Origin of the sequence: Acaryochloris marina S15 (genome assembly GCF_018336915.1) — a bacterium.
Classification (GTDB): domain Bacteria; phylum Cyanobacteriota; class Cyanobacteriia; order Thermosynechococcales; family Thermosynechococcaceae; genus Acaryochloris; species Acaryochloris marina_A.
This window is the reverse complement of record NZ_CP064923.1, coordinates 2,222,985-2,237,500: the sequence shown is the minus strand read 5'-3', so window position 1 is coordinate 2,237,500 and position 14,516 is coordinate 2,222,985. Positions and strand designations below refer to the sequence as shown.

Here is a 14,516-nt window from a genome sequence, read left to right as displayed (position 1 = left end):
TTATAATGCTATGCAGTTTTCAAGGTTCTAGCTGGACTCGCATCCAGCAGGTTGTCATGTTCACACAAGACAGCTTGCAAGAGGCAATTATCCATATCGAGTTGTAAAATTTGTCTTGGTGGAGGTAAGCGGACTCGAACCGCTGACATCTGCCTTGCAAAGGCAGCGCTCTACCAACTGAGCTATACCCCCAAATAAAAAATGAGTGGGCCATCCTGGACTCGAACCAGGGACCTCACCCTTATCAGGGGTGCGCTCTAACCACCTGAGCTAATAGCCCGTGGTGTTTAACTCGAAACCAGATTCAAAAGTACAAGACTCTTGAACCTGAATCTAGAGTTTTCACCAAACCTAGAATAGTTTGAAAGTTAAGACTCCTCGACCGACCTTGGGATGACTTGTCTAAACAGCCAATATACGTGAGTCTGGCCGTTAGCAAGTAGGTCTCCCTAAAAGGAGGTGATCCAGCCACACCTTCCGGTACGGCTACCTTGTTACGACTTCACCCCAGTCACCAGCCCTACCTTCGGCGTCCCCCTCCACAAGGGTTGGGGTAACGACTTCGGGCGTGGCCAGCTTCCATGGTGTGACGGGCGGTGTGTACAAGGCCCGGGAACGTATTCACCGCAGTATGCTGACCTGCGATTACTAGCGATTCCTCCTTCATGCAGGCGAGTTGCAGCCTGCAATCTGAACTGAGGCTAGGTTTATGAGATTAGCGCACTCTCGCGAGTTGGCAGCTCTTTGTCCTAACCATTGTAGTACGTGTGTAGCCCAGAGCGTAAGGGGCATGCTGACTTGACGTCATCCACACCTTCCTCCGGTTTGTCACCGGCAGTCTTTCTAGAGTGCCCAACTTAATGATGGCAACTAAAAACGTGGGTTGCGCTCGTTGCGGGACTTAACCCAACATCTCACGACACGAGCTGACGACAGCCATGCACCACCTGTGTTCGCGCTCCCGAAGGCACTCCAAGCTTTCACTCGGATTCGCGACATGTCAAGCCCTGGTAAGGTTCTTCGCGTTGCATCGAATTAAACCACATACTCCACCGCTTGTGCGGGCCCCCGTCAATTCCTTTGAGTTTCACACTTGCGTGCGTACTCCCCAGGCGGAACACTTAACGCGTTGGCTACGGCACTGACCGGGTCGATACGGCCAACACCTAGTGTTCATCGTTTACAGCTAGGACTACAGGGGTATCTAATCCCTTTCGCTCCCCTAGCTTTCGTCCATGAGTGTCAGTTACGGCCCAGCAGAGCGCCTTCGCCACTGGTGTTCTTCCCAATATCTACGCATTTCACCGCTACACTGGGAATTCCCTCTACCCCTACCGTACTCTAGCCTTTCAGTTTCCATTGCTGATCCAGAGTTGAGCCCTGGGCTTTAACAACAGACTTGATAGGCCACCTGCGGACGCTTTACGCCCAATAATTCCGGATAACGCTTGCCTCCTCCGTCTTACCGCGGCTGCTGGCACGGAGTTAGCCGAGGCTTATTCAACAGGTACCGTCAGATCTTCTTCCCTGTTAAAAGCGGTTTACGACCCAAGGGCCTTCCTCCCGCACGCGGTATTGCTCCGTCAGGCTTTCGCCCATTGCGGAAAATTCCCCACTGCTGCCTCCCGTAGGAGTCTGGGCCGTGTCTCAGTCCCAGTGTGGCTGATCGTCCTCTCAGACCAGCTACTGATCGATGTCTTGGTAGGCCGTTACCCCACCAACTAACTAATCAGACGCGAGCTCATCTTCAGGCGAAAAAACTTTCACCTTTCGGCACATTCGGTATTAGCAGTCGTTTCCAACTGTTGTCCCGAACCTGAAGGCAGATTCTCACGCGTTACTCACCCGTCCGCCACTCGCCATCAAGGAGCAAGCTCCTCATGCTGCCGTTCGACTTGCATGTGTTAGGCATACCGCCAGCGTTCATCCTGAGCCAGGATCAAACTCTCCATGTGAGAATTTGTACTGAAATTATATTAAAGTTGAAGTTAGTAAACTACTTAAAAGCAAGCTTCCTTTCGTTCAAAAACTCCGACGAGGATGATTGTCTTAAAATCTTTCAAACTATTGATTTGTCTAGGTTCGGGGCGCTTTCCGGAGGCGGACCTCGTTTCGAGCGCTTGACCAATATAACAACACTGCATTGGACTGTCAAGCATTTTCTAGAAAAAAGTTTTTGGGTCCATCCAAGTCCAGATACAGCAGTGATATATCCTGCTCTGGAAGCCAACTTTGCAGATTACAGATCCCTCATGCCAGAGTTAACCCACTTCTCATTTTCTAGATTTACCCACCTATGATTGACTGACTTGGATGGCGATAAAATCCTAGAACAACAGCTCATTTTATAAATAGATGATCCGATAGTGGACCTTAAACTATTGGGAAACCGTCATCTACCAGTAAGATTTTCTTGTTTGTGCTGTCTCTATTTGGTTCTTGCCTATGTTGTCCCTGCTCTCTGCTCTACTCGTTGCTCAATCTTCTGCACCTGCCCAACCTGAGATTGTCGTCCAGCCCCAAGAAGTTAGAGCACTACCAGGCCAACTTGATTCTGTGATGGTGTTTAACAGTAATAGTCCTGAAGTTGTCCAAACTGAAGGAATCTTACTATCTACGTTTCCGGCTACAGATAAAGCAGTCCCGACCGCACATCTCGATCAGCACTTACAGGGACGATTCGATGTGTTTGCTCACCATATTGCGAAAGCAACGGCCCCGGATGACTTAAAGACTCTATATATGGGAGTGCTCTTACACAATCCAGGCCAAACTCCTGTCACAGTGAATGTACTCCAGGCAGCGAGTTACTTAAGTCAGCCTGACGCTCCATTTGTCCCTTTAGATACCTATTTGCCTAATCCTAACGGAGCCGTTTATGCGGGTCCAGGGGACCGAGCCACGGATGATGTCTTAAGGGGTAAGAGACAAGACCGTTGGCCCGCTCAAATCATCATTCCAGCAGGTGAAAGTCGAATGCTGTTAAATCTCCCTATCCCCGTTAAGGAATTAGACCCACCCATCAATGGTCGGTCTACGCTAGCAAGGTTACACAGTACAGGGAAAGTTTATGCGGCCAGTCTGGCGATGTTTGCCCCAACCAGTACAGGAGGGGAAGAACGCAAACCCACGCTGGCCGAATGGGAAAAGCTACTACAGGAGGGCAAATTGTCTGGTCCGAGAGACAAAACCCCTACCCCACCGGGACAACCCGGAAAACTGATCTATAGCCGAGTTTCTGGAGTCGCAAAAGGCTCTATCTGGAGGGCTCAAATTACCGATCCTGACTCTAAAGGCTATACCCTTAAAATTCCGAAGGTAGGTGAAGCTTATTCCTATGTCTTGAGTAGTGTTGATCGAGGTACCTTTGGGACTCAACAAATTCAAAGTGCACCGATGATCGTTCGCTATCCAGATACGGCTTATGCCGCCCATGGCAATTATGGGATTCAATATAGTCTGAATCTACCGCTCCACAATTCCAGCGACCAAGCGCAGAAAGTTGCCATTACCTTCCAAACCCCGATCAAGAATGATCAGAGGGAGGGAAATCTCCAATTCTTTGAGCCGCCTGCTAAGCAGGTATTCTTTCGAGGAACGGTACGAGCCCGTTATCAAGATGATCAGGGGCGTCCCCAGACTCGCTATGTGCATTTTGTGCAGCATCGAGGGGAAACAGCCCAAGCTTTGGTGAATCTGGAAATTGCTCCCCAAGATATTCGCCTGGTTCAGGTTGATTTCCTCTATCCACCTGATTCCACTCCGCCTCAAGTATTAACGGTGCAGACGCAAGAATAGCTGCTTAGGTATGCCGCTTTTGATGCCATCGCCAAGCATGGGTGATGATCTTTTCTAGATCGGCATATTGGGGTTGCCAGTTTAAAATTTTGCGCGCCTTGGCAGCACTACCAATTAACAGGGCAGGGTCGCCTGCTCGTCGATAGCCTTCTACCACTGGAATGGGCAATCCGGTGACTTTTTTGGCCATATCAATGACTTCCCGCACGGAGAAACCATCGCCATTACCTAGGTTAAAGACGCTAGTTTCTCCACCTGCTAACAGATACTCCAAGCCCTGTACGTGGGCTTGGGCCAGATCGGTGACATGAATATAGTCACGAACACAGGTCCCGTCTGAAGTTTTATAGTCGGTGCCAAAAATGGTGATGTTTTTCCGTTTGCCGAGGGCTGTCATCAAAACCAGGGGAATTAAATGGGTCTCCGGATTGTGATCTTCCCCTAGGCGACCGTCTGGATCGGCCCCTGCAGCATTGAAGTACCGAAACCGCACCGATCTGAGTCCGTAGGCTTGATCAAAGTCAGTGAGAATCTTCTCCACCATGAACTTAGTCATCCCATAGGGGTTAATGGGATCTTGCGGATGCTCTTCGGGAATGGGAATTTGATTGGGATGGCCGTAGGAAGCACAGGTGGAAGAAAAGACAAAGTTAGTCACCTTAGCTGCAAGCATTGCTTCTAACAGCGTCAAGGTGCCCAAGACGTTATTTCGGTAGTACTTAGCTGGATCTTCGACGGATTCTCCGACATAGGCATAGGCGGCAAAATGAATGACCGCGGCAATGTCATGTTGGGCGAAAACTTGGTCTAGGAGGTTGCGATCGCAAATATCGCCACAAATAAGCTCAACTTGCAATACCGACTCAACAATATCGCGGTGACCATAAACTAGATTGTCTAACACCACTACAGAGTAGCCCGCTTGTTGCAGCGCCAGAACGGTGTGAGAACCAATGTAACCGGCACCGCCAGTTACCAACACAGTGGGTTTGTTCATTTATGCTGACTAATTATAAGAGACCTTGTTTAGCAGTAACCAACCAATTCATGACCTTTTCGCCTAGAGACGTATTATCTAAGCGATCAATTTCCCGAATCCCAGTCGGACTCGTTACATTCACTTCCGTTAAGTAACCACCAATAATATCGATCCCGACAAACATCAAACCGTCCCGCTTGAGAACTGGGGCCAGTTGATTGCAAATCGCTTTTTCCCGATCCGTGATTTGAGCTTTAACCACTCGTCCCCCTGTTGCCATATTGCCCCTGAACTCCTGCCCTCTAGGGACGCGGTTCACAGCACCAATGGGGTCCCCATCAAGCAAAATAACGCGCTTATCGCCCTGCTGGGCTTCGGGCAAATAAATTTGAACCATCACTGGCTCTTGTCCCCGATGAGTACTGATCTCAATCAGGGAATTGAGATTGCGATCTTCTGCCTGTAACAACAGGATCCCTTCTCCAGCTTTCCCCCCCAAAGGTTTCAGAACAGCCATGCCTTTATCCTGAACAAACTGCAAGATAACGCTCTTATCTTGACTCACTATTGTTTCAGGAATCGCATCCCGAAACTGTAGAGCATACATCTTTTCATTTGCGGCTCTAAGTCCTCGCGGATGGTTAATTAAAAGGGTTTGTTGAGGATCAACATAGTCCAGGAGATAAGTGGTGTACAAATACGAAACAGTCACCGGAGGATCTTTTCGCATCCACACGGCATCCATATTAGCCAAAGGTTGAAATTGAGAATCGCCCAATTTGAACCAATCCTTGGTCGCTACCCACAATCCATCGACTAGCTCCACAGGCTTTAGAGATACAGGCGTCAGGGTTGCCCAAGCCTGTCCATCTAAAACGCTGAGCTGATCAAATTGAGTTATCCACACTTCATAGCCAGCGGCTTGTGCAGATTCCATCAAGGCAACACTCGTGTCGTGTCCAGGATCTAAGGCAGAAATGGGATCAATGATAAATGCTAGCTTCACGCTGCACCCTACGTTTGCAACAGCGGATCCAGTTTACCTTGTCCCTCTAACTCATAAAGGTCATCGCACCCACCAATATGTTCATCATCGATAAAGATTTGCGGAACAGAACGCCGTCCAAAGGACCGTTCAGCCATTTCAGAGCGAGCCATCTCATCCCCATCAATGCCATATTCGGTAAATTTGATGTTTTTACTATCGAGTAGCTGTTTGGCTTGAATACAAAATGGGCAAGCGGCCCAAGTATAAATTTCTACTTGTGCAGTCATAGTTTCAGTAATTTATCCAAACAAACCCGCAACAGCTCGACCCATATTATTGGGTTGAAGCGCATCTACAGCAGCAGTGGGCTCAAACCCACAATGCACCATACAATCTTGACACTTGGGATTACCGCTAGCCCGGCCATATTGATCCCAGTTCGTATTGTCTAACAACTCTTGGAAGGACTTATAGTGTCCTTCATTCAACAGGTAGCAAGGTTTTTGCCAACCGAGAACACTATAGCTAGGGCTGCCCCAAGGCGTACATTCATAATCCTTTTCTCCCGTCAGAAAGTCGAGGAACAAGGGATTGTGATTAAAGTTCCACTTTTTCTGGCCTGAGCGAAATGGAGCAAGTACTTGACGGAACAAAGCTTTAGTTTGCTCACGTTTCAAGAAACTATCTTGATCCGGGGCCCACTCATAACTGTAGCCCGGCGAAATCATCATTCCATCAACACCGAGGGAACTGACGAAATCAAAAAACTCATGCATGTCATTGGGATCTACACCATCAAAAACGGTTGTATTAGTGGTGACCCGAAATCCTTTAGCCTTAGCCGCTTTAATTGCAGCTACCGCCACGTCAAAAACTCCCTCACGATCTACACAGTGGTCATGCTGCTCCTTTAACCCATCCAAATGAATGCTGAAGGTCAAGTAGGGAGAGGGCTTAAACTTATGGAGATTTTTCTCCAGCAATATCGCGTTGCTGCAAAGATAAACAAATTTACGGCGTGCGACTAATCCCGCCACGATTTCTTCGATTTGGGGATGGAGTAGGGGTTCACCGCCAGGAATAGAGACGATAGGGACGCCGCATTCTTCCACTGCATCAAAGCATTCTTGCGGGGAAAGATGCTGGCGTAGGATCTCGGGTGGATGTTGAATTTTGCCACAGCCAGAGCAGGCTAAATTACAGCGAAATAAGGGCTCCAGCATTAGAACCAATGGAAATCGTTTCCGACCTTTCATCCGTTGGGTAACGAGATAGGTTCCAACCTCAACGGCCTCTTTCAGACTAATCGACATAGATTCACTTCCTCAAAACCACATTCCTGCAAGAGATCCTTGGCAGAAACTATAACATTTCGTAAAGTCAACGGTATGACCTTGTTCTAGCAGATTTGACGCAAGAAAGGCAGCGAAGTTGCACTGATTTCGGAGCAGCTTTTTGATCCCACGGTCCACAATCGTTGCGTTCAAAGCCTCAACGGCAAGGTATCAAACTTTTTTATCAATCAGGGCTCAGTCTGGCTTCCAATCTCCATATATCCTTAAAATGCAAGATATTACAAAGCCTATGGGGATTTGGGTTTCGCTGCATTCTGCACAGGATAACCTGAATTAACTCCTAACTGAGGCAGCCAACTCTTATTTAAACCTTCAGATTGGAAGTCTAGGCCAGGTTGAGTAAATTAAATCTTTATCAATGGAATGTTTATTTCTATCAACCCCTAGGGCAAGATAGAGAGCGATATGAGTTCTCACTCTAGTAAAAGTAGGCTTTTAATGAAACTAGCCCGTTGACTGGGAAAATTTAGTTCAAGGCTACCTTCTGCTAGCTCCCTCAAATCGACTCTTTATAAGTTGAACTTACTTTCTAGCCAGTTCGCCCATCTGTAAACCTCACATAGTTTGTCTATGATGAGCTATAAAACTGAAACTAATCCTGATATGTCAAACGAAGACGAAACCCTTAACTATACGGACATTATCGAAACGGTTATTTCTAGCCTGGACCAGCACAATAACGTTTTGGTGAATTCTTCCGAAGACGGACACATTTGGAAGTTCAAGTACGGATCAGTGGATGTATTCATTCAATTGACAGGCAGCTCAGAAGATGACTCGTTTACGGTGTGGTCACCGGTATTGCAACTCCCTGTACAAAATGAGACTCACCTCATGCGGAAATTGCTGGAACTGAACTGGTTGAGCACGTTTGAGGCTCACTTTAGTATGTTTAGTCAGCAGGTTGTTGCTGTTACCAGTCGTTCAGTGGCTGATTTGTCTCCTGGGGAAATTTCTCATCTCATTACTTTGGTGGCTACCATTGCCGATGACCATGATGACGAATTGCAGGCCGAATTCCCTGCCGCTGCAGCCTAAACCTCGTCTATATTGAGACTCCTAGTTTTCAGAGCAGCTACTTAAGCAGCCCAAACCATAACCCTTAAAGGTTTACAGAAATCTCATAAAACTCCTGCTTTCGAGCTGGACGCGGTTTAATCTTGGATTGGCGATTAATTCCTTACCTCAATACTGATGGCATAACCCAGATGGCCATTGATCAATGGTTATTTGATCAATGCCATCACAACAACCATCCACCCACATTGCGGTTTTATACCTGGACGCCTGCTGCAATTTCTTTGGGTCGCAATCAGCTGACTTGGCCTCAACATTGGCAAGACCTAACTTGGCAGGGTAGTCCAATCGATTTGGTGCGTCGCCCGACTGGTGGTCGGGCGGTTTTGCATGAAGGGGATCTGACTTATGGGCTCACACTTCTGCATCCTCACCGCAATCGCCGCCAAGCCTATGAAGATCTCTGTCAATTTTTAATTCAGGGTTGGCGAGAACTAGGGATCAACCTGCACTTTGGCGAACCCCGCCGGAACTATGCTCAAAAAGCAAGCTGTTTCGCGACCGCCACCAATGCCGATTTAGTTCTAGACAATGGGTGCAAACTGATTGGCAGTGCCCAAGCTTGGCAAGGCCAAACGGTCTTGCAACATGGTTCCATGCGACTCAATCCGAGCCCAACGCTGGCCGAACAAGTATTTGGAGAATCTACAAATCTTCCAGAAAAAGACACGACTCTTCTCCAGCAACCGGAGGAAGCAATTATCTCTGCTTTGATTGAAGCAGCAAAGACCTGCTTTGAAGCCACATTTACTTGTGAACCGCTATCTCCAAAAGAGCTGGCAGCCATTAAACAAGTAAAGGCAACGCCAATCGAAAATCATATAGCTGGAAATTAATGTGAACTGGTTTCTGGAGTAGGTTCAGCAACCATCACGTCCCCCATAACGGATCGAGCAATAGCAGGGAGCTGGAGGGTGGAGGGGTAACTGCCTTCATCTTTGATCCGGCGAATATCTTCATCCGAGATGGGCAGGTTGAGCTTTTTCGCCAGCGCTTTAACCGTATCTCCTCGGTCAATAACACCGGCAACGGCATCTGCTGGGGATAAGACAGTGATCAAAGGTAGCTGCTCCGTTTCTAGGAGTTCAATCACTGCTGTGATCGGCGTATTCTGACGCACTGTAGGGATTTGCTGAAAGGACCGCACAACAGATTGGATCGGTTGTACGTCCCATTGGCTACGCTCGATGGTGTTGAGGCCATCAATATCTACTATGCCGCGATACCGGCCTTCCGATGCCGCGAAATAGGCGGAACGGCGCATCGTATCTAGAAGGTAATGATCAGTAAGCTGACTCAAAGGTTTTTCAGCATCTACCACCCGAAAGTCCCGGGTCATTGCATCTTGGGCTTGGAGCTGGATTAATGCTTCTTGGAGCTGGGAAAACTGCTCATAGTTATAGGCATTGCGGAGACCAAACCATCCCAGCATTGTCACCCACACGCCACTGATCTGTCCTAGTAGGAAGGTAAACGCGAGGCCTACAATCACGGCAAGCCAACCAAATGCCTGACCCGCACGAGCAGCCCATCGCACTCCCTGGAGTCGATTGCCAGTCACTTTCCAAACTAATGCTTTGAGAATTTGGCCACCGTCTAAAGGCAATCCAGGGATCAAGTTGAATAGGGCTAGGACCAGATTAATTTCTGCCAAGCTTTGCAACAAAACCCGAGCAGGACTTTCAGCTGCGGCAAACTCTCCGCAGAGACTGAGAAATAGGAAAATGCTGATGCTAACGGCAGGACCTGCGATCGCAACTTGAAACGCATGGCCTGGAGTCTTGGCCTCTTCATCAATGGAGGCAATACCGCCAAACAAAAAGAGGGTAATGGAATTAACCTTTATCCCTTGGGATCTCGCCACTAAGCTATGGCCAAGTTCATGGAGCAACACAGAGACAAACAGCAGTAAAGCCATGACAAAGCCCACCACCCAAGCTGTTCCAGCTAGCCAATTGGGATAGAGCTGTTGCCAGGACACCCCATTGGCAAACGTGACTAATGCCAGAATCAAAAACCAGGATGGGTCAACATAGAGAGGAATACCAAAAACCACCCCTATCTGCCTGTTTGCATTTGAACCTTGCTGCATAACGGTTGTCTCAATGAAACCTTATTTCTATGGTAATGTCCGCATTCCTGTGATGAGTGTAGAGCCGATGGTGTAAATTCCCTACACTCTTCAAGATTGTTTAGTAAAGGGCAGCCGAGCGAAAGACAGGGATCCGTCTTCTAGCTGCTCCAATCCTGGCCGGCATGGGAACACTAAACAGGAAGTGAGACCAATCTTTGGGTCCAGTAAATTGCATTTTTGCAATCCTCCGACTCAACAGAGCATCGAACATTCCTATGCTGCACTCCCCAAATTCCCCTGAAGAGGAATACACCATTGCGTTTAGCCGCAAGGATAAGAAAGTTGCATCAACTGCAAGGAATATTGAAGCTCTTATTCATCCGAACCGGCAAACGTACCATATTCTTGCGATTGAGATCGATCAGAAGAAACAGCTGATTTCTCTAGAAGACGCCACTTATACGATTGGACGCCACAAAGCGAATGCCATCGTGTTAGATGACCAAACGATATCCCGCAATCACGCTTTTTTGTTAAGGATCTGCGATGTCAATACCAAACAACACACTTTTCGGATCATTGATGGCGATCTAAACGGGAAACGCAGCCAAAATGGATTGTGGGTGAATGGTAAACGATCCTTTATTCATGATTTACAGGATCATGATGTAGTCTCTTTTGGCGAACATATCCATGCCACTTATGTTTCTACGTCTAGCCTCACTGATCCTAGGATTGATATAGAAGAAAACAAGGTTCAATCCTTACCCATTCCTTTACCTAGACCAAATCTTGCACCGGGGTCAACCCTTTTCCATAAAGCGACCCTAGGCAACCCCCAAGCCATTCAAGAAAGTCTCGTCCAAAAACATTCTGGTGATGCAGCTTTTGTGCGGCTGTCTTCGTTTCCAGAACTGACACCTTTGCCGATCATTGAGACAGATTTGGACGGCAACATTACCTATATCAATCCCGCTGCTTCCAACAAATTTCCAGAATTACGAACCATTAAACGTCACCCCCTTACAGATGGCTTATACGAGAAGCTAGTCCAGGAACAATCTGAATACGTTGTCCGAGAAATGGAAATTGGCAGTTCGATTTACGAACAAGCCATCTACTGCATTCTCCAGAGTGGTCTGATCCGTAGTTACCTCATAGACATTACGCAACATCGCCGCACAGAACAGCAACTGCGGCTGAGCGAAGCACGCTATGCAGCCGCAGCCAAGGGGGCTAACGACGGTCTGTGGGACTGGGACTTACATGCCAACACGATTTACTTCTCTGATCGTTGGAAAAGCATGCTGGGCTTCGCTGAAGGAGAAATTGGTGACAGCCCTGACGAATGGTTTGGACGCATCCATTCCCAGGATCAAGACCGAGTGACGGAGGATCTATCGGCTCACTTGAGAGGTGATACACCCCAATTTGAATGTGAATATAGAATCCTCCACAACAATGGGGAATACCTATGGTTTAGAGGTCGCGGCCTAGCCCTCCGCAATGAACAGGGGCAAGCCTTTCGAATTGCTGGTTCTCAAACTGACGTCACGGCCTATTACTCCACCAGAGCGCAGCTAGAATTCAAAGCTCAGCATGATGAAATGACCCAGTTACCCAACCGGGTCCTGTTCATGGAGCGATTGACCCATGCCTTTCGCATGGCCGAACATCATCAGTCTCGGTTGTTTGCTGTTCTTTTTCTCGACTTAGACCGATTCAAAATTATTAACGACAGCTTGGGCCATGGGGTTGGAGACCATCTGCTCATCGAAGTTGCCCAACGACTACAGCAATGTCTTCGCAAGCAAGATACCATTGCACGCTTTGGCGGTGATGAGTTTGCTATTCTTCTGGACACAGTTGAAGATGCAGATGAAGCAATTCACGTTGCTCAAAGAATCTTACGAGCCCTCAAAGCCAAGATCTCCTTAGAGGAGCATGAAGTTTATACCAGCGCTAGCATTGGCATAACTATCTCCAGTCCAGACTACCAAGCGCCAGAAGAACTGTTGCAAGACGCGGATACTGCCATGTACCGCGCAAAGAAACAGGGTAAAAACTGTTTCGAGATTTTTTCTTCAGGTATGCGAGCCCAAGTCAACAGCCAACTGCAATTGGAGACCGATTTACAACGAGCCATTAGCAATAATGAGCTGCACTTGGTCTATCAACCCATTGTCGATCTCAGCACTGAAAACATCGTAGGGTTTGAAGCTTTATTGAGGTGGGCTCATCCTAAGAGAGGGTTAATTCCACCCTCAGAGTTTATCCCCGTGGCAGAGGATGCGGGGCTGATGGTCTCCATTGATTGGTGGGTGCTAACTGAAGCCTGTCAGCAGATGGCCCATTGGCTGAAATCCTATCCTAGTTCAGCTGAGCTAACCATCAACGTCAATATTTCAGCCCATCAATTTTTGCAATCCACCTTTTGTGAGAAAGTCACTGCCATCATTCAAGAAACGGGTATGAAGCCCCATCACCTAAAGCTGGAGATCACTGAGGGAGTCATTCTGAGTAATGCACCTAATATTTCAGAACAATTAAACAATCTGAAAAAGCTGGGTATTCATCTGGCGATTGACGACTTCGGAACAGGATATTCCTCCCTCAGTTACCTGTATGCATTTCCCCTTGATGTCTTAAAAGTGGACTATTCTTTTGTTTCCCGGATGGATCAAGACAATGGGCTCGCCATTGTACGGACGATCGTCAATCTGGGTCAAAACCTGAATATGAAAGTGGTGGCAGAAGGTGTCGAGACTAAAATCCAACAAGAGTATTTACAAGAAATGGGGTGTGAATTTGCCCAAGGTTATTTATTCTCACGCCCACTTAAAAAAGGTGCAGTGGAATCAATCTTAACCAATCAGCAACAACCTCATATACCAGCTATCCCCACTACAACAGTCTAAGGTTCGAGACAATTAGATACAGTTTACTCATTCATGAACCTCAACTTCATTAGATAATGTGCCATTCAAAATATCTTCAAGGAGTTGAGGGATTTGACGTTCCGCATGAGAGAAATCATGCTGAAAGCTGAGATACAAGACTCCTAGGAATGCAAGGTAGTAAAAAGGAAGTTCACCACAAACAATACTATATAGAAAAACACCTGAAGAAATCAGATATATACCAGCTACCCATGTTAGTGAATCAATCAATAAATGCAGAACCAATTTATTTCCTGCCTTGAATAACAAACCTTGAGTACAAAAATCAAACCGGCGATAAGCTCGAGGTCCATACAAAGTGAGTTTGTTTCTATCTAGCTGTCCTCTATAACTACTTTGAGAAACATAGGTTCCCGTTAAGCGAAAACTCTGATGATGTCGTCGAGTGATTTTTTTCTTAATGACAATTTCTCTAGCCAGAAATTCTTCAAGATTTTTATATGCTTGTGATCCTGGCGTCGAACTTATCAAAATCCATCGAGAATGAGGCAAGAATCGACTCAAAAAACTCTGCTTACACGAATTGTTTTGTACCTTCATATCTAACTAACAGTAAACTAAATTTATAGTTTTCCAGGCTTTTTTAGATTTGAGTTCGACGCTTTCACAATTCCAATCATCTGTCAGGCTTTCAGTCAAAATTTAACAGAGTGCCATTGACAATATCCGCAACCAATTTGCTTATTTCAGCAGCATAATAAGATAAATGCCACTGAACTGCTAAGTAGATAAAGCCCAGAAAAAATAGCGGGAAAGGGATAAATACAACTCCAACCTCCTGGACTACGAAGAACAGAAAGCCGAATACAAAAGCCAGGACGTATAACAGACCAAAAACATCGCGACGGCTCAATTGAACCCATAGCTCAAGGACAAGTTGTTCTCCCTGGATAGCAAAGCAACCCCGTGTCCGAAAACAAAACTGACGGTAAGCCTCTGGACCATGCAATACAAACTGGTTGCCGTTAATATGTCCCCAATAATGTCGGGGAATTTGTTCCAAATAATGTTGAGGCCATTGCACAAAACTACCACCCAAACTAATATCACCAGCGAAAGCTTCATCTAATCGTTGGTAGGCCTGCTCTATGGGAGTGGAAAGAGTCAACGCTATCTGCCGATGGGGTATCAATTGACGGAAAAAAGATAGTTTGATTGGATCTAGTTGTTTTTGCATGTTTCAACCTTCTGCACGCATTACGCGACAAGTGAGGCTCTACTAATATTCTCTGCAAATAGAAGATCGAGGGTTTTGCGTTAAATCACAAAGCTCCTTTGTACTCGA

Annotated in this window: 11 protein-coding genes, 2 tRNA genes and 1 rRNA gene; 4 read left to right on the top strand and 10 right to left on the bottom strand. The window is 46.9% G+C overall.

The features are described from left to right. Positions 1–116 precede the first annotated feature (116 nt). From I1H34_RS10900 to I1H34_RS10890, 3 genes are all read right to left on the bottom strand, one after another. Positions 117–192, bottom strand: a tRNA-Ala gene (locus I1H34_RS10900). Positions 193–206: 14 nt separating this feature from the next. Next, positions 207–280 (bottom strand) — tRNA-Ile (locus I1H34_RS10895). Positions 281–452: 172 nt separating this feature from the next. After that, positions 453–1,955: ribosomal RNA gene (locus I1H34_RS10890) — 16S ribosomal RNA — on the bottom strand. Positions 1,956–2,445: 490 nt separating this feature from the next. Here I1H34_RS10890 and I1H34_RS10885 point away from each other — a divergent pair. Further along, entirely contained in the window at positions 2,446–3,798 is a 1,353-nt protein-coding gene (locus I1H34_RS10885; protein ID WP_212665636.1) for a DUF3370 domain-containing protein, read from the top strand. Positions 3,799–3,802: 4 nt separating this feature from the next. Here I1H34_RS10885 and galE read toward each other — a convergent pair whose 3' ends face one another. The 4 genes from galE to hpnH are packed head-to-tail and all read right to left on the bottom strand — an operon-like array spanning position 3,803 to position 7,078. After that, positions 3,803–4,795 (bottom strand): UDP-glucose 4-epimerase GalE, encoded by a 993-nt coding sequence (galE, locus tag I1H34_RS10880; RefSeq protein ID WP_212665635.1) that lies wholly within the window; start codon positions 4,793–4,795, stop codon positions 3,803–3,805. Positions 4,796–4,808: 13 nt separating this feature from the next. Further along, entirely contained in the window at positions 4,809–5,783 is a 975-nt protein-coding gene (gene gshB / locus I1H34_RS10875) for a glutathione synthase (RefSeq protein WP_212665634.1), read from the bottom strand. 8 nt (positions 5,784–5,791) lie between these two features. Further along, positions 5,792–6,052 (bottom strand): glutaredoxin 3, encoded by a 261-nt coding sequence (gene grxC / locus I1H34_RS10870; RefSeq protein WP_212665633.1) that lies wholly within the window; start codon positions 6,050–6,052, stop codon positions 5,792–5,794. A gap of 12 nt (positions 6,053–6,064) precedes the next feature. Beyond that, entirely contained in the window at positions 6,065–7,078 is a 1,014-nt protein-coding gene (hpnH, locus tag I1H34_RS10865) for an adenosyl-hopene transferase HpnH (RefSeq protein WP_212665632.1), read from the bottom strand. A gap of 615 nt (positions 7,079–7,693) precedes the next feature. Between hpnH and I1H34_RS10860 the strand changes: the two genes are divergently transcribed. Both I1H34_RS10860 and I1H34_RS10855 read left to right on the top strand, forming a co-directional pair. Next, positions 7,694–8,158, top strand: coding sequence for a YbjN domain-containing protein (locus I1H34_RS10860; protein ID WP_396124651.1), 465 nt, complete (start codon positions 7,694–7,696; stop codon positions 8,156–8,158). A 122-nt stretch (positions 8,159–8,280) separates the two neighbouring features. Continuing rightward, on the top strand, positions 8,281–9,033 hold the full coding sequence (locus I1H34_RS10855; protein ID WP_249369996.1) for a lipoate--protein ligase family protein: 753 nt from the start codon (positions 8,281–8,283) through the stop codon (positions 9,031–9,033). Here I1H34_RS10855 and I1H34_RS10850 read toward each other — a convergent pair. Further along, complete coding sequence (locus tag I1H34_RS10850) at positions 9,030–10,289, bottom strand: site-2 protease family protein (protein WP_212665630.1); 1,260 nt, start codon at positions 10,287–10,289, stop codon at positions 9,030–9,032. The genes I1H34_RS10855 and I1H34_RS10850 overlap by 4 nt on opposite strands. A 257-nt stretch (positions 10,290–10,546) precedes the next feature. Between I1H34_RS10850 and I1H34_RS10845 the strand changes: the two genes are divergently transcribed. Next, positions 10,547–13,189, top strand: coding sequence for an EAL domain-containing protein (locus I1H34_RS10845; protein WP_212665629.1), 2,643 nt, complete (start codon positions 10,547–10,549; stop codon positions 13,187–13,189). Positions 13,190–13,216: 27 nt separating this feature from the next. On the opposite strand, the gene I1H34_RS10840 is transcribed toward I1H34_RS10845, so the two are convergent. Next, entirely contained in the window at positions 13,217–13,723 is a 507-nt protein-coding gene (locus tag I1H34_RS10840) for a hypothetical protein (RefSeq protein ID WP_212665628.1), read from the bottom strand. 139 nt (positions 13,724–13,862) lie between these two features. Then, complete coding sequence (locus tag I1H34_RS10835) at positions 13,863–14,408, bottom strand: hypothetical protein (RefSeq protein WP_212665627.1); 546 nt, start codon at positions 14,406–14,408, stop codon at positions 13,863–13,865. Positions 14,409–14,516: the final 108 nt, after the last annotated feature.